The following is a 22,743-nucleotide window of genomic DNA, read 5'->3' as shown; positions in this document are numbered from 1 at the left end:
AAAATGTCTCATTCCTATAAATAGCAATCAACATTTTCCGTGCCACATTCTCCTCAGATTGTTGTACCCAATCAAACAAAATTTTTTGTCCGAAATAAATCGGACGCTACCTAAAATTTTGTTTTATTGGGCAACAAGTTGCGTGAGTCGCTGCATACCAATCGAGCATCGTTGTCGCTCGCTCTCTTGGGCAGGGCTGCAAGTTGACCCTACAATCGTTCTAATGCATACCCGTTTGCTATATTTAATTTTGCGAATGAGATGGTCTCAGTGCAATAAAAAATCGACATGAATGTACATGTCGATCTTTATTTCCTCTATTCAAAAGAAGGCACTTAATTTGCGAGGAAATTTCGATGAGATTCGAAGCGAAATAAATTTTTTAGGACGCAGGTGTACTCAAGTGTACATCGAGGACTAAAAAATTTTTTCACGAAAATGTCGCGAAATTAACCGCAAATTAACGCTAAATTCCTACATCATGCCCATGGGCATGCCTCCCCCTGCTCCCCCCATTCCTGCCATTGGATCTTCCTTGCTTGGCAGGTCAGCAACTGTTGCTTCTGTGGTGAGGATCATGGATGCAACTGAGGCTGCGTTTTGTAGGGCTGAACGGGTGACCTTGGTTGGGTCTACGATGCCAGCTTCGATCATGTTTACGAATTCGTTGTTTAGAGCATCGTAACCTTCGCCGCGTTTTGAATGCATAACTTTTTCTACAATTACTGAGCCTTCTCTGCCTGCGTTTTCTGCAATTTGACGAAGTGGTTCTTCAAGGGCTCTTAGAACGATTGCAACACCTGTTTTTTCGTCGCCTTCAACTTCGTTTAGGAGTGGACGAACATCTTCGATTGTGTCAAGTAATGCAACACCGCCGCCTGATACGATGCCTTCTTCAACAGCTGCGCGTGTAGCTGCAAGTGCATCTTCGATTCTCAATTTCTTTTCTTTTAATTCAGTTTCTGTGGCTGCACCAACTTGGATAACGGCTACGCCTCCTGCAAGTTTGGCTAGTCTTTCTTGAAGTTTTTCCTTGTCGAAATCTGAATCTGATTCTTCGTATTGGGCGCGGAGTTGTTTGATTCTGTCGTTAACCTTTGATTCGTCTCCTGCACCTTTAACGATAATTGTATTTTCTTTTTCTACATTTACCTTTTGGCAAGTACCTAGCATATCGACTGTGGTATCTTTTAGTTCGTAACCTAAATCAGTTGAAACAACTGTTGCACCTGTTAAAACTGCAATGTCTTGGAGCATGTCTTTTCTTCTGTCGCCAAAGCCAGGAGCCTTAACTGCAACACAGTTGAATGTTCCTCTTAATTTGTTTACAACAAGAGTTGCCATTGCTTCGCCTTCGATGTCTTCAGCAATAATTAAGAGTGGTCTAGAGCTTTGAACGATTTGTTCTAGAAGTGGTAGGATATCTTGAATGCTGGTAATCTTTTTATCTGTAATTAAGATATATGGATTGTCGAGTTCAGCTATCATTTTTTCTGAATCTGTAACCATATAGCTTGATACATAGCCGCGATCAAATTGCATACCTTCAACAACATCTAAGGTTGTGCCCATGCTCTTTGATTCTTCAACTGTAATAACGCCGTCCTTGCCAACTTTTTCCATAGCGTCAGAAATTAGAGCGCCAATTTCCTTATCGCCTGCTGAAATGCTGGCAACGTTTGCAATTGAAGCCTTATCATCAATTTTAACTGAAGCGTTCTTTAAACTTTCAACTGTTTGATCAACTGCTCTTCTGATTCCCTTTTGTAGGATCATTGGATTGGATCCAGCAGCCAAGTTTTTTAAACCTTCTTTGACAATTGCTTGAGCCAAAATTGTAGCTGTTGTTGTACCGTCCCCTGCTACATCGTTGGTCTTGGTTGCAACTTCACGAAGAAGTTGAGCACCCATGTTTTCTGTCTTATCTTCGAGTTCGATTTCACGAGCGATTGAAACGCCGTCATTTGTGATTAGTGGTGACCCATAAGGTCTTTCTAGGACAACATTTCTGCCCTTAGGTCCAAGTGTTACCTTAACTGTATCTGCAAGTTTGTTTATGCCAGCTTCCATAGCCTTTCTGGCATCGCTACCATGTAAAATATCTTTTGCCATTAATAATTCCCCCTATCTTATTCTATAACGCCTAAAACGTCTATCCATTTAACTAATAAGTATTCTTTGTCTCCGTCCTTAATCTCTGTGCCCGAGTACTTAGAAAAAATAACTTTGTCTCCAACTTTTACAAGGTCTTTGCGTCTGTCGTCTTGTTGTAATTCACCGCTAATAGCTCTAACGACTGCAATGCTTGGTTGTTCTTGAGCACTTTGTGGCAGAACGATTCCTGATTTTGTAGTTTGTTCTGCTTCTACTTTTTCAATAAGGAGCCTATCTCCTAATGGTTTAATATTCATAAATACCTCCTAATATAAACAAATTTATTAGCAACCTAGTCTGGTGAGTGCTAACTCTATTTTTTATTATACCCTAAGTAATAGAAATTAATCAAGTTATTAGAAATATTTTTTAAATACTAATTTCCTTTGACTTTTATTTTCTTTAAAAGTTTCCATTGTCTGCTTTATTTAAAATTAAAATTCCACTTCAATTATGAAATTCAATTATAGGATAACAATGGATTTTCAAATCTATTATACTTTAAAATAAAAATTCCTTTTTAATTGTAAAAGTAAAATGAACTTACAAATCTATTCTCCTACAAAATAAAAACTCATTTAATTTATAAAATACAAATGTTTTTATAAATCTCTTTTATATATAAAATTAAATTCCAATTTAAGAGTAGGCTGCAAGTAAAATTGCAAAACAGTTTTTCTTAAATATATGAGTTCACTTTAATTGTAAAATGCCAACAAATTTGCAAAGCTGTTTTTCTACAAAATAAAAAACGGACCCACTTGGATCCATTTTTACTGGTTAGGCCAGCATGTATTATATTTATCTTTCGAATTATTTCATCCTTAATCTTTCAACTACTATTTCAACATAGTCTGTAAATTCTTCTGCAGCTTGATCTGCATCCAAGTCCTTGGTTTGGACACGTCTTAGCATGCCTTCAAATATATAGTAGAGCATCCAATTGGCCTTTTCAACTCCCTCTTCATTGAAGTAGCCAACATTTAAGCAGACTTCACTTAGGAGTCTGGTTCTCTCTATCAAATTTGGTGCCATAAGCACCTTGTCTAGATAAGCTGGATAGCCGTCATTTTCAATTGGGAAAGCCTTGTAGTATTGGTATAGATAATAATCTTTTTCTTGAGCTATATCTGAGAAAAAGATTTCTAAATACTCATAAGGCTTTTTGAAAGCATTCTTGGCAAAGCAAATCCATACTTGCTTATAAACAAAGAGCGGATCATCCCCTTCTTTGACATAATTAGACAGGTCTGCCAAATAATCATCCATTGCATCCATAACTGCAAAATACATGAGGTGGTCAATGTTTTCAAAATAATTGTAAATAGTTGCGGTGTTGAGTTCTGTTGTGTCGGAAATTTTCTTGATAGTAACTCCTCTTACACCATCTTCTTTAATTATATTTCTGGTGCAGTCCACAAAGGTCTTGATCATTTTCCTCCTATGAGGACTTAAATGCTTTTTGTTAAAATCGATATTTGCCATTTCATTCTCCTTTTGAATTATCACTAAGTAAATCGAATTAAAATAAATATATTTTCCAATTCCAAATAACTTTAAACATATTTTACATAAAAGGTAATATTTTGTCAAGTTTTTATAAAAAATATTGCTTTGACAATAATTATTCTATTTGCTAAAATAATTTTAGGAGGATATTATGAAAATTCTTGTAATTTATTCCAGCCAAACTGGCAATACAAAAGCTGTCGCCGAAGCAATATATGATGAATTCAAAGATTATGCGACCATAATCCCCATGGACCAGGTGAAAAACTACAAGTTAGAAAATTATGACTATGTATTTGCTGGCTTTTGGGTGGACAAGGGCTATCCAAACGAAGAAGCCATGGACTTTTTAAAATCAATTAGAAACTGCAATATAGGACTCTTTGCAACCCTGGGCGCCTATCCATATTCAATGCAGGCCTCCCGAGTTTTTTACCGTGCCGGAGAAGTCATTGATGAATCCAATCATGTAATTGGGACTTTTATTTGCCAGGGAGGAATCCCCAAGGAAAAGCTGGATGAAATTAATTCACGTCCACCCAGCCATCCCCGTTATCCAACTCCCATACAGACACTTGCCAGAAATATTGGCCAGCAACATCCAAACGAAGAGGACTTTACAGCCGCCCGCAAACTTTTTAGAAAGATTGTCAGCCGGACTTACAATATAAAATAAAAAATAAAACACAGCTTCTTGATTTGTCATGAGAAACTGTGTTTTTATTTTACTTGTTTTTAATCTTCTCAGTTTTTTTATAAATTACATAAGATCCAATAACCATTACAATAACCGATAAAATAATAAAGGCCAGATAATATATCAAGAGACTCTTAGTATTTGCAAGCATTGATACTAATATGGATATTAGACCGATTATTATAAAAACGACCCCTGCAAATTTCTGTGATTTTTTCCACACCAAATCATTTGCCATTGACCATTTGGTCCTAAGTCCCACCAAGGAATTTCTTTTTACCTTTGGCAGCTTGTTGCCCAGAACTATAAATAAGGCACCGCTCAAGGCAATGATAAGACGCAAGACACTAAAAGATTTGAGATTTAAACTTTCTAATTTTACCAATCCCCCATATATAATAAGAATATTTATTACATTAAAAATTATCAGGCAAGCAATAATGGTTAAGTCTATATATTTTTCGTTGTTGTCACCATAGTCCTCTTGCTTGGCGGCAAACTTTTGCATCCACAATAAAAATCCAGACATCAGAAAAGTTGCAAGTGGTAAAATAAATATTTCATAGCGACTCCCCCACCTATCCACACTGCCAGCAGTATCATAGTGGATGGGAATTTTTTTATCCATAAAGCCCACAGCTATGATTGCCAAAATAAGTGGCAAAAAGGTCAAAATTTTAATCCATTTTTTTCTCATTGTCGTCTCCTTTCAAATTTGAAATCCAAACTAATACTTCGTCCAAAATACTAAGGTCAAGTTCATAATAAATAAAATTTTTATACTTGGTCTCGTAAATTAAGTCTGCCCTTTTTAGTTTTGCCAGATGATAAGACAGGGCCTGGGGACTCATGCCAACTTCGTCCGCCAAGTCGCCTGAAGAAATTTTTCCGCGCTTTAAAGTCTCGATTATCTTTCTCCTATTGTCATCGGCCAAACATGCCAGTACATCTGAAATAATTTTCCCCACCCCTATCTATTTAAAATTTTCTTTAAATAGATTATAGCACTTACAAAAAATTTTCGCAATAAAAAACCCACAAAAAATGTGGGAAAAATAAAATATTTTATAAGAGTTTTTCTATCTCCTCTCCAATTTTCCTTGGAGTTTTTTGAGAGGCGTATCTCTTTACGACATTTCCTTCTCTGTCTACTAAAAATTTTGTGAAATTCCATTTGATATCATCGCCTAAGACTCCGCCAGCTTGGTCTTTCAAATACCTATATAAAGGCTCTTCATTTTCGCCATTTACATCGATCTTTGCAAAGCGATCAAAGGTCGTCCCATAATTCAGAGAACAAAAACCTTGGATGCCTGCGTCGTCTTCTGGAGCCTGGTGGCCAAATTGATTGCAAGGGAAGTCTAAAATTTCAAAACCTTGGTCCTTGTATTCTTCATAAAGTTTTTGCAAGCCCTCGTATTGGGGAGTAAAGCCACACTTGGTCGCGGTGTTTACAATTAATAAAACCTTTCCCTTGTACTTGTCTAGCTTAACATCATTTCCTTCATTATCTTTAACTACAAAATCATAAATCATTATATTCCTCCTTATTTATATTCAGCCCTTTGTCCGCCAATTAATTTTTGCCTTCTCCTAATCAAAGTCACATGGGCAGAGCCAATTTTATTTGCACTAACCCTGACCGGAACGCCAACAGACTTTATGTGCATGCCGATAAAGGTATCGCCAATATCAATGCCGCCGTGGGCCTGAATAGTCTCAACCATGACTGGGTCAGATATTTTTTCATAAGCTACAGTTGCCATGGACCCGCCAGCGTGAATTTTTGGTACAACGCTGACTTCTTCTAAGTTATATTTTTCCATGCAAGGCCTACTTACCACTAAGGACCTATTGATATGCTCGCAGCCTTGGAAGGCCAAAAACAAATTATATTGATGAGCAAAATCTAAAAACACATGAATAAAATCTTCAGCCACATCCATGGAAGAATTCTTGCCAATCTTGCCACCCACAACCTCGCTTGTTGAGCAACCGATAACAAAAATCTCCCCTGCCTTTAATTGAGCCTGGGCCTGATATTCTTCCAAAATATTTTTTAAAATATCCTTGTAATTCTCCATAAAATCACCTCTAATACCTACATACCCAAAAAAGACCCAAGACTTATTAAATAAATCTTGGGCACGCCTTTAATATTCTTTTTTATTTATAATTTTAATTGATATAAAGACAGTAAGACCTATTAACAAAACAGAAATACCAAGGACTATTAGTGTTAATTTTAATAAGGAGCCCCTACTTATTTCTGAAAAAAATCTTGAAATCCCAGGAATATATTCCTTCAATACAGAAGACCCCGCAAAAACTAAAGCATAAGTTATCACCATGATTATCCTACCTTTTTCTGCTCCAAATTTAATGAGAAAAGGCAGTTGAATTGATGGTATTAAGATTGCCATAGCTAACACGATTAAAGATATGATAATAATATTTGGAATAGTAAATTTATTTTGAATATAAAGGGTCACAAAAATAAATAAAGAACCAAATATTCCAAAAACAGCTGGGAAAAACAATTTACTAAACACATAATCTTTCCTAGCTATTGGCATTGAAAAAGCTAGGCTTTCAAACTTTGCGGCCGCATCATAAGCGAAGGAGCTGGAATTTAAAACCAAGGGCAGCATAACACATAGCATTGGTGTTATCAGAAAAGCATTTGAGTAAATTCCATAGCTAATAGCTACAAATGAAATTATAATACAAGGTATCAGTGTTTTCTTTAAGGTTGCCAAGTCTTTATAAATTAGAGCTTTCATTTTTATCACCCCTTACAAAATAAATCATTATGTCTTCAATGGATGGTTTTTGAAGATCAATTCCTTCTGGTGCCTTATCTCTTATGACCAGCAAATCTTGACCAAAAGTATGGACCCTCCTACCAACTACTATTGACTTATCAAGATTATTTGCCTCTTCATTAGAAAGTGAACATAGAGCATACTTGTCTTTTAATTCATCCTTACCCTCAAAAAAGAAGAGTTTTCCATTGTCTATAAAGGCAATGTAATCAGAAACCTTTTCTAAATCTGACAAAATATGAGAAGAGATTAAAATCGTATGCTTTTCATCTTGCATAAAGTCCAAGAGAATATCTAAAATCTCATCCCTAATAATTGGATCTAGTCCACTTGTAGCCTCATCTAAAATCAAGAGCTCAGCATGGTGAGATAGGGCCATGGCTACTCCAAGTTTCATTTTCATACCTCTAGAATAATTTTTTATAATTTTTTTGTCTGGTAAATTAAATTGATCTTTTAATTCAAAAAATCTTTGCCTGTCCCATTTTGAATAAGCCATGGAGCAAAACTTTTCAACCTGAATAGCGTTCATCTCTTGAGCTAGATATAGGTCATCAAAAACAACACCAATCCTATCTTTAACCGTAATATTTTGCGGATCTCTCTTGCCCAAAACATTTATTTCTCCCGAGTCAGCCCTTAACAGTCCCAAAAGCAATTTTAATGTCGTACTTTTTCCAGCACCATTTTGCCCTATATAGCCAACGATTGTTCCCCTTGGGATGCATAGGTTAATTGGACCCAAGATAAAATCATCAAATTTCTTTGTAAGTCCTTTGATTTCAATAGCGTAATCACTCATATTTACCCTCCAAGATAGATTTAAACATAAATAGAAGTTCTTCTCCTGATACATCTGCAATTTGAGATAAGTCAATAACTTCTTGGAGCTTAAGTTCAATTTTCCTTAGGTATTCTTCTCTAATAAGCTCTTTATTTTGCTGAGCCACAAAATTGCCCTTGCCTTGAACTGATTCTATAAAGCCATCAATTTCCAACTCATCAAAAGCTCTTTTAGCAGTTACCATACTTATCCTAAGCTCTTTTGCTAAAAATCTAATCGAAGGCAACTTATCGCCAACGTGCAAGTCGCCAGATAAAATCTGCGCCTTGATTTGATTTTTAATTTGCAAATAAATCGGATCATCACTTGAATTATTAATTTGAATATGCATATCCCACCGCCTAAATTATTTATCTGTTATAACTGTTATTATAATACCATAACAGTTATAACATGTCAATATGTTTTTGAAATATTTTTTACAATTAATAAAATTTATGCCAATAAAAAATGACCCGCGTTTAAACGCGAGCCATTTTGACATCTTTAAAACTTTTTATTTTATAACAACCCAAATTTCTTTTTCTTCTTCGCCGATTTTGACAGGGTTTTTCATGAGTTTAACCATGACGTCTTCCTTGCCTTCTACAGCTACTGTGAAAATAATGTGGTCGCCTTCTTCTTTTTGTTCTTTGATTTCGAATTTAGCTTCAGGATTTTCCTTGGCAACATATTCTTTTACCAAGTCTTCAGCTACGAATAGATAAGGTTTTTTACCTTCTTCTAATTCCTTCAACAATTCTTCGTTGATTTCTGGGAATAGGATTTCAACAGCTTCTGCTTCTTCAGCTTCTTCTGCTTCTTCTTTCTTTTCTTCAGTTTCAAGTGGTTCATTTACTTGGTCGATAAATGCATCAAAGATTGAATCATACATTTCAAAGAAAACTTCATCTTCCCATTCGTCTTCAACATTTAAGCCGTGTTCATCGGCATAAGCTTGTTCAACTACGTCCCAAGTTTCTCCAAAGGTTTTACCGACCATCTTGCCTTCCTTGTCAACAATAAAGATATTTGGGAAAAAGTTCATTTCACCATCTGTGACCTTTTCAAAGTATTCGTAGGCTTCTTTTGTGCCGCCAACTTCTGTCCAAGGAACATCTTTGCCTTCGTCCAAAGCTTTGATGTTTTCAACTGTGTAGTCTGTGTAATTGTTTACAAGTCCAAAGATTTGAACGTTTGGATATTCTTTTTCAATTTTTTCTTGTAACTTATACATTCTTGGTCTGGAAAGTTTTGACCAATAGCACCATGGACCCCAGCTATAAACTACAGTAAAGTCTTTTTGGGCAATGATTTCATTGTATTTTTCCATATCAAAATCTTCTATGTCTGACTTGTCAAATGAAATGTAGTTTTTGCTGTTGTCTTTAAAATCTGGGCGATATCTGAAGTTATTCATAGCTTTTGTGAAAGTAGTAATTCGAACATAGTTTTCCTTGTTGATAATCCAGCTATTGATTTTAACTTCTTCGCCATCAACAGTAAATTTGCATTCTGATTTTTCAATCTTAGCTGTAGCATAATCTACAGGAGCAAATTCTGTGCCAAGTTCAGCATATTCTTCGCCCTTTGTAATCTCTACAGTATTTGCTTTCTTGTTCCAAGCGATCGCAAATTTGCCATCTGTACCTTCAAAAGCCTTGGCGATGTCGCGAAGTTTGATGACATTCATCATCTTTTCGCTAGGACCATCTTCTCCTTCTTCGATCCATTTAAGTAAGTAGAATTTTAAATTATCTTCCTTACCATCAACATTGATCGACAGTGAACTGTCTGCCATCTTAAAGCCCTCATAAACTTCCATTTCTTCTCCTTCAGCGCGGACGCCAAAAGAAAATGCGCTTACAACTAATAAAGCTGCAAGAACTAGTGATAATACTCTTTTCATAAATACCTCCTTTTATTTTATAGCTTTATTATAACAAACGTGTAAATTAATTGCAATGGATTTATAAAAACTTTTTTACAAAAAGGCTAATGAAATAATTCTAATAATATAATCCTTAATCAATACAGGACTTTCTCAATATAAAATTCCTATTCCCTATTCGTAGAATATAGTATTAACCAAGAAAAAACCGGTCCACATTGATATGAGCCGGTAAATTTAGAAAATTAACAAGGCTTTAATCATTTTGTTTTAATAATAGCCCTAATTCTTCTTCGTTCATCTTTTTTATAGAGGCAAGAGAAGAAATTGGCCCCATCAGAGTTCCAATTGCAAGAACAGATGCAAATATTATTGCAAAGACTGCCGGACTTGGTGATAAAAATGGCATATTAAAACTTTGGCTAAACCATCTGCCAAATAAAATTGAAACTGCTAGGCCTAACACGGACCCAATCAAAGATCCTGATAGGTTAATTGTAATAATTTCCCAAAGTACAATATCCCTTAGGTGTTTCTTGGTCGCTCCAAGGATTCTCAGGGTTGCAAGTTCCCTCTTGCGTTCGCGAATGATCATCGAATAAACCAAGGCGAGAACTACAAAGACCAAAATCCACACAAGGGCGATTAAAATATAGACGTACTTGGTCATGTACTTGGCGGAATTTGAAACCTCGCTCAAAATCGATTGGGCCAAAAGCGGATAAACTTTTTCGCCCAAGAATTCCCTCCTGATTTCGTTTTGTACTTGCACAGGGTCAACCCCGTCTTCTACCTTAATCATAACGCAGGAAATCATATTGTCGGAATACTTGTCTTCAATTTCAAGAACCTTTTCGTATTCTTTGGCCAAACGCCTGGCTTCCTTGAAGCTCAAGAAAACAGAGTTGTCAAAACCCATGCCAGTTTTAGCTAGATTAGCTTCAACGGCAAAGTGTTGGTTGAAAAACTTTACATCCCCATTATCATCGCCAGTTACATTGTAACCGATTAGGGCGCTACCATCTGCTAGCGGAAGTTTTGCCTGAGTTTCTAGCCAAGGCTTTACCAAGAAATCACTTTCCTCGTCAATGCCTATTACCTGAATGGGAAATGAGCAGCAAGATGCGGATAAACTTGCAATAAATAATTGCGGAGTCGACATCTTTACGCCTTTTAATCCCTTGATTCTCTCTGCAACTTCTTGGTCAAAGAAAAAAGTATTTGGTTCGCCGCGAAGGATGGCTCCTTCGATTTTTGTATCATAGCCCTCTGGAACGACAATTAAGTCAGCCCCCATCCTATCGGATAGGGAATTCATTCCGTTTTTCAAAGAAAAAATTAAAAAGCTAGACAAAAATAAAATGAAGGTCAATATTGCCGTTAAAATAATTAAAGACGTACTCCTTGCGGCCTTGTTTTGTATATTTTTAAAAGCTATTTGCTTGGCATCTAGTATCATAGTACCACCTCTTTTAAAAAGCCATCGTTCATTTCCAAGAGCCTTGACCCATAGCGGAGCAGATCATTGTCGTGGGTTACGATAATAACCGTTGTCCCCTGGTCGTTAAAGGATTTGATCATATCCATAATTTCAACTGTGGTCTTGGAGTCCAAGTCGGATGTTGGTTCGTCTGCAATCAAAACTCTGGGTTCATTCATAAGTGCCCGAGCAAGTAAAACTCTCTTTAATTCGCCGCCAGATAAATTTTTGCAAAAATCATCTTTGAGGTCCAGGATTCCGCACTTATCTAAAAGCTCTTCTGCCCTTTTTATGCCGTCACCTGATCTCTTTGCAAGAAAATGTGGCAGGCGGACATTGTCTCTGACATTAAGTGTCGGTAAGGTCCCCAGAGATTGTGGCACGTAGCCAATAAATTCATTTCTATACTTACTCTTGGCTTGGTCATCGAGGTCAAAAATATTTTGCCCATCGACCATAAGCCTGCCACTAGTTGGGTCTATGATAGCTGATATAAGCGAAAGCAAAGTTGACTTACCGCTTCCACTCTTGCCAACAATATTTATAAAATCGCCTGGCCTTACTTCAAAATTTATATCCTGGGCAGCAAAAAAATCTCTACCACCTCTGGAGAAGGCCTTGGAGAGATTCTCACATTTGATTAAGCTCATGTTTTCGCCTATTTAAAATCAAAGTCACTATACTAAGGACAGTGTAAATTCCCGCAAGTATATAAATTACAGGCATGGTCTTTGCCCTGCAAGCCATTTCTGGATTCATGCATCCTCCAATTAATTTTGCTGGCAGTAAAATTGTGTAGATTCCTAGCAAGACATTTGCTATAGAAAGGGTAAAGAAAACTTGCTTTTTGCAGCAGGTAGCCGCATAAATAATTCCTAGTACTGTCATCACTCCGCTTGCACCCTTGACCGCTTGGCCCATCCAATGGCATTTCATAAATTTGCCATCAGCCATAGCTGGGCAGACTGGAGCTATGCTTCCTGGTGTTAACATTATTAACAAACCCAAGATAATAAATAAAATTCCGAATATTCTATCCCTATTCATTTCTTCCTCCTATGTTTTAGGCGGCCTAAGTAAATTGTCAGGCAGCCTTGATTAATAAACTTCCACAGCTAATTATATATCATAAATTTTGCCAATTCCAATAAAAATTATCTATAACAAAGCTTTTGCTATTAGTAAAATTAATAACCTAGGATCCGTTCTGTTTTTATTTTCAAAATAAATTTATTTTAAAAAGCATTTTTCAAATAAAAAAATCAGCCAGTTTAAAAACTAGCTGACTTAGATTTATATTTAAAAAATTATAAGCTTCTCTTTACAGGCATGCTCATACATCTTGGGCCCCCACGTCCACGACTTAGTTCACCTGAGACCATAACGTGGAGTTTGATGCCCTCGTTGTCGAGGACTTCGTTGGTAACGGTGTTTCTATCGTAAACGATTACTTCGCCTGGTTTAATGGCAAGGGTGTTTGAACCGTCTGACCATTGTTCGCGTGAAGCGTCAATTGGATTACCGCCTGCACATCTAATGACCTTGATGTGATCTTTGTGAAGGGCCTTGGATAAAATTGCTTCCAAGTTGCCTTCGATTCTATCCACGACAACATTTGACCCATCCAAAGTCATCCTGTAGACTTCAAGTGGCCCTTCGATTTCTGGGTGGACCGTAAATACATCTTCATCGATCATGGTGAAAACTGTATCCAAGTGCATAAAAGCCCTCTTCTTCGGAATTACAAAAGCGAGTACATTTTTAAATTCGCCTTTTTTCAAAATATTTTCGGCAATTATTTCAACGGCCTTGGCGTCTGTCCTTTGTGAAATGCCAATTGCAATTGTATCTTCATTTAGAATTAGTTCGTCTCCACCTTCGATAGAAAATTTTTCATCTCTATAATAAACAAATTCAGTGCCCAAAAAATCAGGATGGTGTTTAAATATATATTTGCCGTAAATAGTTTCACGATTTCTAATATCGCTCCACATTTTATTTAAGGAAACTGTTGTTCCCATCAATGAAAATGGGTCGCGTGTAAAGTATAGGTTTGGCATTGGCTTGGTCAAGAAGTAATCATCTCTAGCCACAAAATCTGTTAGCCTGCCGCCGTTTGCCTTTGGCATATCTTCGCGTCTAATCCCTTCCATAGTCTTTATGACCAATTCATTTTCATCTAATTCCTTTAAAAAGTCCTTTAGATATTTTACTTCGTCATCCCTAAAGACATGGGCTTCTTTTATAAATTCATCTATGAAGTCTTCCTTAACATCGCCAGCCTTGATAGCTTCGGCAGCTAAATCTTCAAGGTAAAGGACCTTTACCCCATTGTTCCTAAAAATTTCTGCAAAAGCATCATGCTCTTCGATGGCCTTATCCAAATAAGGAATTTCGTCAAACAAAAGTTCTTCTAGCATATCTGGCATCAAATTCAAAAGCTCTTTGCCAGGTCTGTGCAAAATTACCTCTTCCAGAGGCTTTGTTTCTGAAAAAACTCTAATCATTTCTTCCTCCTGTTTTAATTTATATTTTTATTATAGCATATGGATTTAATATGTCCAAATTATTCCCAGGACATATCCCAAACCGCCAGGTCAAACCAGTCTGTAAATTCTGTGTTCAAAAATCCTCTTAAAGCCTTTCTGGTGTAAGTCTTTGTGATTGGATTTCCAAAACCAATGGCAATATTATTATTTTTTATTTCCGTGCACAAGAGCTTGTAAGCATCTTTGAGATCAGATCTTTTATCCACCAATAACGCAAATATCTCCTCGTCAAAATCCAAATCGTGGAAGAGATATTTGCCATCGCCCGTACTTGAAAACTCGCGGGAAAAATCCGGCATATAACCGTGCTTAAAGGAATTTAAGACTAAAACACTCCTGCCTGAATTTATGAGCTTTCTAGATGTACTTATAAGGTCATATGGAGAAGTCCCATTTAAAGTTACGATGTAACCGTTATCTGACAATAAGTCTTTTAAGTCTTGGGCAATATTTCTGATATAAGGATTGTCCTCGTAAACCAGGTTTAGTGGAATGGATTTAGAATTTTTCTCCAATTCCTTGTCCTCATAATCCATGTCAAAAAAAGCCTTGTTGGTATGACTTATTAAAGAATTGGAAAACTTAATTCCCGTCCCCGGCCTATAATCTTTTAATATATCAATGATCTGTTCCCGCCTGGCTTCATCTTCCATGCCATTGTAATTGGAAATCCTAAGGAGGATAACCTCATTTTCTGTAGCGGAATTTTTTTCAAAATTCTTTTGAATTTGGCTTTGGTTCAGGGCCTCCAAATCATTGTAAATATTGGCCGCATCTATATGACCCCTAAGCATATTTAGAACTATATTTTCTTCTGAAAATTCTCTCAGGGAAACTTGTTTTATATTGGTTGGGTATTTGAAGTCATCATTTCGCTCAAGGTTTGCAAAATTGTTTTTCTCCCAGTCTGCGAGCTTATAGGGTCCATTGCCCAAGGGTTTCGAGTTGAGCCTTCTAACATCGTTCATCCTCGCCCCTTGATAGTAGTGGATGGGAATTGGTCTGAAGTCCAAGGCGTAATAAAAAGAATCTTGAAAATTATCAAAATTTATTTTTAAATGCTTTTCATCGATAACTTCTACGCCCTTTATACCGCTGACCAGACCACTATTGTAGTCCCTGGCCCCGTCAATATAAAGGAGCTCTCCCCTTCTTTTTTCTCCCGAGTATTCTGGGTGAAGGATGACCCTAAGCGAAAAATAAATATCATTTGCAGTTACAGGATTGCCGTCCCACCATCTTGCGTCATCGCTGATAGTAAAACTCAAACTGTAACCCTCTCTGGTCATTGAAGATACCAGGCCGTTTTGTGGATCTACTTCCATATTTGCCTTCATGCCGATAAAGGGCAAGAACATCAAATGACTTATGGTCTTGTCTCCTTCGGTCATTGCAAAAAGTGGATTAAAAACTCCATCTATGCCATTGGTCAAGACTTGCAAGAGGTCTTTGTCTATTGCTTCAGTCTCCATGACTTCAATATTTATTTCCCTGTCCTCTTGGTGTGGATTAGTAGCCACTGGTTCTGGCTTTGGCGAGCACGCAGTTGCCAACAAGCACAGGCTAAGGATTATAAGAAGTATTTTTTTACTTGCCAACAATTTTTAAAATCACCTCAACAGCCTTTGCCATTTCTTCTGCAACAGCGTATTCAAACCTACCGTGGTAGTTGTAGCCACCGGTGAAAATATTTGGGCAAGGCAGACCCATGTATGAAAGTCTGGCCCCGTCTGTGCCACCTCTGATAGGTTCGATCTTTGGTTCAACTCCAGCTTCTTCCATGGCCTTTATAGCCATGTCAACTGGGGTCATATCCTCTTCGATTTTTTCTCTCATATTGTAATAGCTATCTGTCATATCAAGGTCGATTTCAATTGCGTACTTGTCACAGATAAAATCGCAAACCTTTTGCATCATAGCTTTTTTTGCTTCAAATTTATCACGGTCGTGGTCGCGAATTATAAAGACCATTTGAGTCTCATCCACATTTCCGCTCAAATCGTTTAAGTGGATAAAACCTTCTCTGTTTTCAGTAAATTCTGGTCTATCAAAAGTAGGCAGCATGTTAAATAATTCCATGGCAATAATCAAGGAGTTTTTCATCTTACCCTTGGCAGAACCTGGGTGAACATTTCTACCTTGGATTTTTACAATGGCAGTAGCTGCGTTAAAGTTTTCGTATTCGAGCTCGCCAATAGCTCCGCCGTCAATTGTAAAGGCAAAATCTGCACCGAAGTTTTTAACATCAAAGCAGTCGGCTCCCCTGCCAATTTCCTCATCAGGAGTAAAGCCAATCAAAATATCCCCGTGCTTGATATCTGGATTTGCTATCAAGTATTCAATGGCGGTCATAATTTCCGCAATACCGCCCTTGTCATCGCAGCCAAGCAAGGTTGTCCCGTCGGTTACAATCAGAGTCTTGCCTTTTTTATCGGCGAGTTCTGGGAAATCCTTTGGAGACAAAATAAATTTGCCATCCTTGTCAAGCTTGATGTCCCCTCCATCATAATTTTCTATTATACGCGGATTAACATTTTCTCCAGTCATATCTGGAGCTGTGTCCATGTGTGAAATCAAACCAATAGCTGGCAGGCCATCAGTATTCTTTGGAAGTTTTGAATATACATAGCATTTATCATCAACCCTTCCCTCCAGGCCAAAAGCCTTCAGCTCTTCGACCAAAACATTGGCCAAATCAAATTGCCTCTTGGTACTTGGGACAGTTTCGCTAGCCTCGTCTGATGTTGTGTAAATCTTTGCATACTTGATTAAACGTTCAACAACTTGTTTTTGTAAATCCATTTTAAAATCCTCCTAATTTTTTTATAAAAACACTTGCAATTTAAAAATAATCGTGCTATAATATCACCTATGAGTTAAATAACGCGTGCCATTAGCTCAGCTGGTAGAGCAATTGACTCTTAATCAATGGGCCCAGGGTTCGAGTCCCTGATGGCGCACCACTCGAAACGCTATGAAGTATCATGGCGTTTTTTTATTTTTAACTTACAAGGCTTAGGTCATAAACTTACAAATTTATTTTACACCATTAAAAAAGAAAGTTCAAGCAAAGAAAATTCCCTTCTATTATATAAGACAGATGTAAAATTTTATTTAAAAGCCTCTTTAATCTATTGAAATAAAAGTGAGCTTTTGCTAAGATAAATACATAGAATATTATAAGACGGAGGAATTTATTATGAGGAAATTATTAATTTACTTAATTTGTGGGCTGATGACTTTAGGTATGTTTTTACCATCTATAGTAAAAGCGGCAGACCCCAGCGATGATATGGTGACCATTAGCTTTGAAGGTAAGTATGCAGATGGAAAAACTATGACTATCAAAAAAGGCAGTAAAATTACAAGTGCTGATACTGAAAAATTGTTATCTAAAAAAGGCTATTCATACTATGGTACGTTTACCGACGCAGCATTTAAAAATAGATTTGATTATAATACTGTTATAGAAAATAATATTACTTTGTACCCAGATATATCTTTAGTTAAATATAATATTTATTTCTACAAAAATGAAGATTCAAAAACTAAATACCTTGGTCGTCTTAACAATTATGTGAGTGTTGAAAACCCTCAAATGCCAACTCTTGAAAAAGATTTCTATAATTTGTTTGATAATAAGGTAAGTGATTATAAAAATCCTAGAACTGGAAAAGTTTATACATTTGCAGAAGTTTATGATATAAATGGATTTAGGGTAAGTGGCTATGATTACAAATCACTAAATGATGTTCCAGAATTACAAGAAAAACATCTTGAAAACGCTGATGTTAATTCTATTAGCGTAGAGTTTCTGGTAAAAAAGAAAAAGTTGACTGTAACATTCGTCCCAGGTAATGGTAAAGATAATTTTACTATAGAAGCGTCATTTGGTGAATGGGTTAAAAAATCACCAAAAGACCCAACAAGAGACGGATATAAATTCTTAGGTTGGTATGATGGAGATAAAGTCTTCACTCTACCCACTAGTAAAGTATACGAGGATACTACTTTAACTGCCAAGTGGGAAAAGGAAATTTTTGATAAGTATAAAGTATCTTTTGTGCTTGAAGGAGAGGATATAAAAGATCAAGAGGTTGAATTTGATACAAATGCGACCAAGCCTAAAGTAGATCCTAAAGAAGGTTATGAATTTGACGGTTGGTACACTGATTCTGGATTTACAAGTAAATTTGATTTTTCAAGTCCTATAAAATCCAATCTTACTTTATATGCAAGATGGAAAAAGAAAAAATATACTGTATCTTTCGTGCTTGAAGGAGAAGAAATTTCAAACCAAAATGTTGAATTCGATTCACAAGCGGCCGAGCCTAAAATAGAAACAAGAGAAGGCTTTGAATTTGACGGTTGGTATACTGATCCTAAATTTACAAATAAATTTAATTTTTCAAGTCCTATAAAGTCCAATCTTACTTTATATGCAAGATGGAAAAAGAAAAAATATACTGTATCATTTGTGCTTGAAGGAGAAGAAATTTCAAACCAAAATGTTGAATTCGATTCACAAGCGGCCGAGCCTAAAATAGAAACAAGAGAAGGCTTTGAATTTGACGGTTGGTACACTGATTCTGAATTTAAAAAAGAATTTGATTTTTCAAGTCCTATAAAATCCAATCTTACTTTATATGCAAGATGGAATAAAATAGAAACAGAAAATCCAAATCCTGACGAAACTGAAGAGCCTGGCGATGACAAAGACCCAGATGAAAATCCTGGCGAAACTGAAGAACCTGGCGAAGATGAAAAAGAAAATCCAGATGACGATAAAAAGCCAGAAGACAATAAAGATTCTGACGATCAAAAGAATCCTGATATAGACGATAATCCAAATAAAAATAACAGGCCTTCATACGATTACAATTATGACTACTACGATTACTACTGGCATCCAAATTACGATTATTTAAATTCAAATAGAAATAATTCTTCTGATATTGCAAAAAATAAAGATGACAAGGACGAAGAAAAAACAAAGGATGAAAATAAAGAAGAAACAATCGAAGAAAAAGTCACTATACCTGAAGCCATTTTAAATTCATATTTTTCTGACATAGGAGATCTGCCTGGCCACTACCAAGAGGCCATCATCGACCTGGCCAACAGGTCTGTGCTCATTGGAACTGGCAAAAATAATTTTGACCCACATACAATCATCTCCCGTGCTATGGTAGACCAAGTTCTATACAGACTTGCAAATGACAAGACTTATGTAAACCCATCCGACTTTACGGATGTTAGTCCGACAAATTGGTTTTACACTGCTGTTAATTGGGCCAACGAAAAAGGCCTAGTTAAAGGCTTCAAAGACAAGACCTTTAAGCCAAATAAATCTATTACAAATGAAGAACTAGCTGTAATCCTTGCAAGGGCAATTGAAAAATTAGAATTAAAAACCTCTAATATAAATTCAATCAACAAGGACGATTACAAGTTCCTCTCCGATTGGAATAGAGATGGTATTATAAAGATGCTTGAACTCGAACTTATGGATTTTTCTTTTGAAGGCAAGCAAGTAGTCGTAAAAGAAATCTCCAGGGCTGAGTTTGCAAATATAATTTATAAATTAATAAATTCCCTTAATTAATATTACAAGAGCTCCAAGAAAAATTGGAGCTTTTTTGTTTAAAAAATTTTCTAACTTGCATTTTAATTTCAAATATGCTAAGATAAATGCAGTTGGAGTTCGTTATTTCAATATTAATTATATATTAAGGAGGATAAAATGGGATTTGGAGTTAAAATTAGAAAATTAAGAGAAGCCAAGGGTTGGACCCAGCAAGAATTGGGCGATATGATCGGCATGAGCACGCGAACGATCTGCGCCTATGAAAACGAAAACATCAGACCCCGCAAACGCGAAACATACAATCAGCTAAGCGAGCTTTTTGATGTGAATGTAAACTACTTGCTCACAGACGAAGAGTCCTTTATTTTTCAAGCCCACAACGATTTTGGCAAGATTGGCATGCAAGAGGCAACCGAACTTATAAACGGAGTTATTGGACTCTTTGCAGGCGGAGACTTGACCTTAGAAGATAAAAAAGCCGTTCTTGACACCATTGAAGAAGCCTATTATGATGCCAAGCACAGGGAAACTGAACGCAAAAAGAAAGAAGGCAAGCTCTAATTGGCCAGGAAAATTTATGAGGATGTGAATAAGCTAATTGAATTTCACGGGACCCGTGATCCGCAGACCATTTTGCAAGAGCGCGGCGTTTATGTAAAGGCCTTTAGCGAGGACACCAAGCTTCTCGGCATGTTTAAAATTATCTTAGGGTATAAATATGTCTTTTACAATAAAAAGTTGGACGACAACCACCTCCGGATGATGTTTGCCCACGAGCTCGGCCACGAATACTATCACAGTGATGACGATTTAAATGCCGAGCAGATTTTTACTTTTAGAAACGCCCAAGAGGTGGAGGCCAATATTTTTGCTGCCCACCTTTTGCTTGCCGACCAAGATATTTTAGATTATCTAAAAGAAGGCAAAAGTATCAGCGAGATGGCAAGTTTGGAATGCGTGGACGAAAATCTTTTGATTATAAAATTAAAAGAGCTTATGAAGATGAAACTAATCCCTCAATTGGACTTGTCCAACAACAATGAGTTCTTTAGAAATATCGACGGCAAAAAAGCTGAAAATTGGGCCAGCGAATTCAGCGACGACTATTTTATTGACGATTGATTTTTTAAATTAAATCTGTTAAAATAATTTGGTAATCGAGCTGACGTGGCTCAGTTGGTAGAGCAGCTGATTCGTAACCAGCAGGCCGGAGGTTCAAGTCCTCTCGTCAGCACCAAATAATACCGCTTTGGATTAAATTCCAGGGCGGGTTTTTATTTGTTCTAATTTCGCAATAAGTGGACACAAAATTAACCAAAAATAACCTCTACTGTGAACGTAATGTGAACGTAATGTGAACAAAAAATAAAAGATGCAAGCTATTTGCCTGCATCTTTCTTAATACCTATTCTATTATATTAGTAAATGTCGGCAATCAACCATCTCGTCTCATCAGCATCAACTTGGAAAGTTACTGTTGCGATTGAGCTATCTCTAAATCCATCTTTGCCAATAAGGGTCAATGTAATCGGTACATCTATTTGAGTTGCATAGCGCATAATAGAATAGTCTCCTATTTCTACCTCTACTCCATCTATTTCACCGCTTTCTTCCATATCCTCTTTTATTTTAGCCGAGGACGGCATATAGCGTTGCACCTCACCAGTGAAATAATCAAAACCTGCTGGATCGTAATTTACATACAAGTCAGTAAAGGCTGTTTCAATGATATTTTTAAAATTTTTTGCGCTTGGAATCAAATTCAAAAAGTTTTTAAATTCAGGAGCCTCATGGAGTTTTACCCTGCCATCTTCAAGCTTTATAATAAAGGGCATGGCCCAGGAAAATGTCCCCCTGCGAGTATAAAAGTTCATGGGTTGAAAAACTTCAGCAGATCCGTCGTCATTATATTCTATACCAGGATTGGGAAAATCTACAGATAAAAAGTTTACTGTATCCTCTTTTTCCTCAAAATAACTTTCTACATCTTCAGATTCAAAAAAATCTCTTAAAGGACTATCCTTGGTTAGATATATATCATAATCCACTTGCTCGCCTGCAAAATAAGAGTTAGCAGCTTGGTGGAAAAAATCAAGTGCTTCACAGCTATTGACATTAACGAGCTTAGATCTGAGCCAGTTTTCATAACCTTTGATATCAGCGACCTTGTAATCGTCCCCTTCTTTTACAAAGACAAATGTCAGTTGGTCCTCATACTCTTTTTGACCAGCAAAAGATTTTACATCTACATCTAAATTTGTTTTGTCAGCGTCGACTTTTAAACCTGCAGGCTCAGCAATTAATTCTATATTAAGCTTGCCTTCAAAGCTTTCATCTGAATCAATTATATTTTGGATTTCATAGGTCTGAATCCCCTCAATAGCTCCACCGTCTGCTTTTTTGCTTTGAGCCATGCTTTGTATTTCATCTAGTTCCCAAGCGTTATTGCATTCATTTAAAAAATTCTCCGCAACTTCCAGAAGTTTTTCTACAGATGGTTTATTCTCTACCCAATCATCTAGGCCAGAGATCTTATCTATCTTCCATTTTCTGCCATCTTTTAGATATTCTACGTTAATATTATCTGAAAATTCGCTGGTTGATACGGATGTATTTAAATTAAAATCCATAGTCGCCCAGTCATCTTCTATTTCAAAGCTCTCGGCTACTTCTTCCAGGTCAAATTTAATTTTGCCATCTTCTTTGTCAAAAAGTTCTTCAGATTTTTTTAGATTATCTGCAGAGATAAAAGAATTTAAATCAGCAGTTGCTGACAAATAATCAAAAGCTTCCGACCTTGTTTCAGAATTAAAATATCTTTCAAAAAAATCCTCTGTCAAATCTTCAGCTCTATCAGCAGATAGCTTTGGATTTAAAAATTTAAAACCTACAAATCCAACAAGAGCCAAGATTAAAACTCCCGCTAGGACCCCAAAAATAACTTTTGAATTTTTAGATTTTTTCACCGGAGCCTGATCAACTGTAACCCGGCTTTCATTTATTGATCCTTGCGGATTATCATCCACCTTCATTCCGCAGTTGGTACAAAATTTTGCCCCTGGCTCAATTTCACTGCCGCAATTTTTACACCACATAAGTCCCTCCTGTAAATACTTATTAATATATGTATTATTATAGCCAAAGCAAATCTATATTGCAATATAAATTACAAAATATAAATCTATTAAATCTATATGATCAGAATTTGTTCCTCTATAGATTTTTTTT

General features: G+C 36.5%; 22 protein-coding genes and 2 tRNA genes. 6 read left to right on the top strand and 18 right to left on the bottom strand.

What is annotated here, in order from left to right:
• Nucleotides 1–474: 474 nt before the first annotated feature.
• The 3 genes from groL to CUU59_RS01530 all read right to left on the bottom strand — a co-directional run bounded on the left by groL (nt 475) and on the right by CUU59_RS01530 (nt 3,639).
• Nucleotides 475–2,112, bottom strand: a complete 1,638-nt coding sequence (gene groL, locus CUU59_RS01540; RefSeq protein ID WP_099950259.1) for a chaperonin GroEL — start codon at nt 2,110–2,112, stop codon at nt 475–477.
• A gap of 17 nt (nt 2,113–2,129) precedes the next feature.
• On the bottom strand, nt 2,130–2,411 hold the full coding sequence (locus CUU59_RS01535; RefSeq protein WP_099950258.1) for a co-chaperone GroES: 282 nt from the start codon (nt 2,409–2,411) through the stop codon (nt 2,130–2,132).
• A gap of 556 nt (nt 2,412–2,967) precedes the next feature.
• Nucleotides 2,968–3,639 (bottom strand): TetR/AcrR family transcriptional regulator, encoded by a 672-nt coding sequence (locus CUU59_RS01530; RefSeq protein ID WP_099950257.1) that lies wholly within the window; start codon nt 3,637–3,639, stop codon nt 2,968–2,970.
• A gap of 175 nt (nt 3,640–3,814) precedes the next feature.
• Here CUU59_RS01530 and CUU59_RS01525 point away from each other — a divergent pair, with 175 nt between their 5' ends.
• Complete coding sequence (locus CUU59_RS01525; protein ID WP_099950256.1) at nt 3,815–4,339, top strand: flavodoxin family protein; 525 nt, start codon at nt 3,815–3,817, stop codon at nt 4,337–4,339.
• 49 nt (nt 4,340–4,388) lie between these two features.
• Here CUU59_RS01525 and CUU59_RS01520 read toward each other — a convergent pair whose 3' ends face one another.
• The 14 genes from CUU59_RS01520 to pepT all read right to left on the bottom strand — a co-directional run bounded on the left by CUU59_RS01520 (nt 4,389) and on the right by pepT (nt 16,730).
• Nucleotides 4,389–5,057: an SdpI family protein gene (locus CUU59_RS01520; protein WP_099950255.1), complete on the bottom strand. Its 669-nt coding sequence runs from the start codon at nt 5,055–5,057 to the stop codon at nt 4,389–4,391.
• Nucleotides 5,038–5,328, bottom strand: a complete 291-nt coding sequence (locus CUU59_RS01515) for a metalloregulator ArsR/SmtB family transcription factor (RefSeq protein ID WP_245870534.1) — start codon at nt 5,326–5,328, stop codon at nt 5,038–5,040. Before CUU59_RS01515 ends, CUU59_RS01520 begins: the two co-directional genes overlap by 20 nt.
• Before the next feature lie 97 nt (nt 5,329–5,425).
• Entirely contained in the window at nt 5,426–5,896 is a 471-nt protein-coding gene (locus CUU59_RS01510; protein WP_099950254.1) for a glutathione peroxidase, read from the bottom strand.
• Between the two features lie 11 nt (nt 5,897–5,907).
• Nucleotides 5,908–6,444, bottom strand: a complete 537-nt coding sequence (locus tag CUU59_RS01505) for a TIGR01440 family protein (protein WP_099950253.1) — start codon at nt 6,442–6,444, stop codon at nt 5,908–5,910.
• A 69-nt stretch (nt 6,445–6,513) separates the two neighbouring features.
• Nucleotides 6,514–7,143 (bottom strand): ABC-2 transporter permease, encoded by a 630-nt coding sequence (locus tag CUU59_RS01500; RefSeq protein WP_075573983.1) that lies wholly within the window; start codon nt 7,141–7,143, stop codon nt 6,514–6,516.
• Complete coding sequence (locus CUU59_RS01495; RefSeq protein WP_099950252.1) at nt 7,124–7,987, bottom strand: ABC transporter ATP-binding protein; 864 nt, start codon at nt 7,985–7,987, stop codon at nt 7,124–7,126. Before CUU59_RS01495 ends, CUU59_RS01500 begins: the two co-directional genes overlap by 20 nt.
• Complete coding sequence (locus CUU59_RS01490) at nt 7,980–8,360, bottom strand: GntR family transcriptional regulator (RefSeq protein WP_099950251.1); 381 nt, start codon at nt 8,358–8,360, stop codon at nt 7,980–7,982. Before CUU59_RS01490 ends, CUU59_RS01495 begins: the two co-directional genes overlap by 8 nt.
• Nucleotides 8,361–8,525: 165 nt before the next feature.
• On the bottom strand, nt 8,526–9,917 hold the full coding sequence (locus CUU59_RS01485) for a TlpA family protein disulfide reductase (RefSeq protein ID WP_099950250.1): 1,392 nt from the start codon (nt 9,915–9,917) through the stop codon (nt 8,526–8,528).
• 238 nt (nt 9,918–10,155) lie between these two features.
• Nucleotides 10,156–11,358, bottom strand: coding sequence for an ABC transporter permease (locus tag CUU59_RS01480; RefSeq protein ID WP_099950249.1), 1,203 nt, complete (start codon nt 11,356–11,358; stop codon nt 10,156–10,158).
• On the bottom strand, nt 11,355–12,029 hold the full coding sequence (locus CUU59_RS01475) for an ABC transporter ATP-binding protein (RefSeq protein ID WP_099950248.1): 675 nt from the start codon (nt 12,027–12,029) through the stop codon (nt 11,355–11,357). The genes CUU59_RS01480 and CUU59_RS01475 overlap by 4 nt, the downstream gene beginning before the upstream one ends.
• Entirely contained in the window at nt 12,010–12,426 is a 417-nt protein-coding gene (locus tag CUU59_RS01470) for a DUF4418 family protein (protein ID WP_099950247.1), read from the bottom strand. Before CUU59_RS01470 ends, CUU59_RS01475 begins: the two co-directional genes overlap by 20 nt.
• A 260-nt stretch (nt 12,427–12,686) precedes the next feature.
• Entirely contained in the window at nt 12,687–13,886 is a 1,200-nt protein-coding gene (arcA, locus tag CUU59_RS01465) for an arginine deiminase (protein WP_099950246.1), read from the bottom strand.
• A 59-nt stretch (nt 13,887–13,945) separates the two neighbouring features.
• Nucleotides 13,946–15,526, bottom strand: coding sequence for an ABC transporter substrate-binding protein (locus CUU59_RS01460; protein ID WP_146036055.1), 1,581 nt, complete (start codon nt 15,524–15,526; stop codon nt 13,946–13,948).
• On the bottom strand, nt 15,516–16,730 hold the full coding sequence (pepT, locus tag CUU59_RS01455; protein WP_099950244.1) for a peptidase T: 1,215 nt from the start codon (nt 16,728–16,730) through the stop codon (nt 15,516–15,518). Before pepT ends, CUU59_RS01460 begins: the two co-directional genes overlap by 11 nt.
• Nucleotides 16,731–16,815: 85 nt before the next feature.
• Between pepT and CUU59_RS01450 the strand changes: the two genes are divergently transcribed.
• The 5 genes from CUU59_RS01450 (at nt 16,816) to CUU59_RS01430 (ending at nt 20,752) form a co-directional block, all read left to right on the top strand.
• Nucleotides 16,816–16,891 (top strand) — tRNA-Lys (locus CUU59_RS01450).
• A gap of 236 nt (nt 16,892–17,127) precedes the next feature.
• Nucleotides 17,128–19,533, top strand: a complete 2,406-nt coding sequence (locus tag CUU59_RS01445; RefSeq protein WP_099950243.1) for an InlB B-repeat-containing protein — start codon at nt 17,128–17,130, stop codon at nt 19,531–19,533.
• A gap of 138 nt (nt 19,534–19,671) precedes the next feature.
• Nucleotides 19,672–20,076, top strand: a complete 405-nt coding sequence (locus CUU59_RS01440; RefSeq protein WP_075573990.1) for a helix-turn-helix domain-containing protein — start codon at nt 19,672–19,674, stop codon at nt 20,074–20,076.
• 24 nt (nt 20,077–20,100) lie between these two features.
• A complete protein-coding gene (locus CUU59_RS01435; protein ID WP_169922816.1) occupies nt 20,101–20,637 on the top strand; it encodes an ImmA/IrrE family metallo-endopeptidase in 537 nt (178 codons plus the stop codon).
• A gap of 39 nt (nt 20,638–20,676) precedes the next feature.
• Nucleotides 20,677–20,752: transfer RNA gene (locus CUU59_RS01430), tRNA-Thr, on the top strand.
• 181 nt (nt 20,753–20,933) lie between these two features.
• Here CUU59_RS01430 and CUU59_RS01425 read toward each other — a convergent pair.
• Entirely contained in the window at nt 20,934–22,610 is a 1,677-nt protein-coding gene (locus CUU59_RS01425) for a zinc-ribbon domain-containing protein (protein WP_099950241.1), read from the bottom strand.
• Nucleotides 22,611–22,743 lie beyond the last annotated feature (133 nt).

This window comes from Ezakiella peruensis, from assembly GCF_900215725.1.
In the GTDB taxonomy this organism is placed as follows: Bacteria; Bacillota; Clostridia; order Tissierellales; family Peptoniphilaceae; genus Ezakiella; species Ezakiella peruensis.
This window is presented reverse-complemented; position numbering and strand designations above follow the sequence as displayed.

Coding starts and splice junctions, on each gene's coding strand:
- CUU59_RS01535 (WP_099950258.1), bottom strand. CDS start 2,411: ATGAATATTAAACCATTAGGAGATAGGCTCCTTATTGAAAAAGTAGAA.
- groL (WP_099950259.1), bottom strand. CDS start 2,112: ATGGCAAAAGATATTTTACATGGTAGCGATGCCAGAAAGGCTATGGAA.
- CUU59_RS01530 (WP_099950257.1), bottom strand. CDS start 3,639: ATGGCAAATATCGATTTTAACAAAAAGCATTTAAGTCCTCATAGGAGG.
- arcA (WP_099950246.1), bottom strand. CDS start 13,886: ATGATTAGAGTTTTTTCAGAAACAAAGCCTCTGGAAGAGGTAATTTTG.
- CUU59_RS01480 (WP_099950249.1), bottom strand. CDS start 11,358: ATGATACTAGATGCCAAGCAAATAGCTTTTAAAAATATACAAAACAAG.
- CUU59_RS01490 (WP_099950251.1), bottom strand. CDS start 8,360: ATGCATATTCAAATTAATAATTCAAGTGATGATCCGATTTATTTGCAA.
- CUU59_RS01510 (WP_099950254.1), bottom strand. CDS start 5,896: ATGATTTATGATTTTGTAGTTAAAGATAATGAAGGAAATGATGTTAAG.
- CUU59_RS01525 (WP_099950256.1), top strand. CDS start 3,815: ATGAAAATTCTTGTAATTTATTCCAGCCAAACTGGCAATACAAAAGCT.
- CUU59_RS01495 (WP_099950252.1), bottom strand. CDS start 7,987: ATGAGTGATTACGCTATTGAAATCAAAGGACTTACAAAGAAATTTGAT.
- CUU59_RS01500 (WP_075573983.1), bottom strand. CDS start 7,143: ATGAAAGCTCTAATTTATAAAGACTTGGCAACCTTAAAGAAAACACTG.
- CUU59_RS01475 (WP_099950248.1), bottom strand. CDS start 12,029: ATGAGCTTAATCAAATGTGAGAATCTCTCCAAGGCCTTCTCCAGAGGT.
- CUU59_RS01505 (WP_099950253.1), bottom strand. CDS start 6,444: ATGGAGAATTACAAGGATATTTTAAAAAATATTTTGGAAGAATATCAG.
- CUU59_RS01470 (WP_099950247.1), bottom strand. CDS start 12,426: ATGAATAGGGATAGAATATTCGGAATTTTATTTATTATCTTGGGTTTG.
- CUU59_RS01425 (WP_099950241.1), bottom strand. CDS start 22,610: ATGTGGTGTAAAAATTGCGGCAGTGAAATTGAGCCAGGGGCAAAATTT.
- CUU59_RS01485 (WP_099950250.1), bottom strand. CDS start 9,917: ATGAAAAGAGTATTATCACTAGTTCTTGCAGCTTTATTAGTTGTAAGC.
- CUU59_RS01520 (WP_099950255.1), bottom strand. CDS start 5,057: ATGAGAAAAAAATGGATTAAAATTTTGACCTTTTTGCCACTTATTTTG.
- CUU59_RS01440 (WP_075573990.1), top strand. CDS start 19,672: ATGGGATTTGGAGTTAAAATTAGAAAATTAAGAGAAGCCAAGGGTTGG.
- pepT (WP_099950244.1), bottom strand. CDS start 16,730: ATGGATTTACAAAAACAAGTTGTTGAACGTTTAATCAAGTATGCAAAG.
- CUU59_RS01445 (WP_099950243.1), top strand. CDS start 17,128: ATGAGGAAATTATTAATTTACTTAATTTGTGGGCTGATGACTTTAGGT.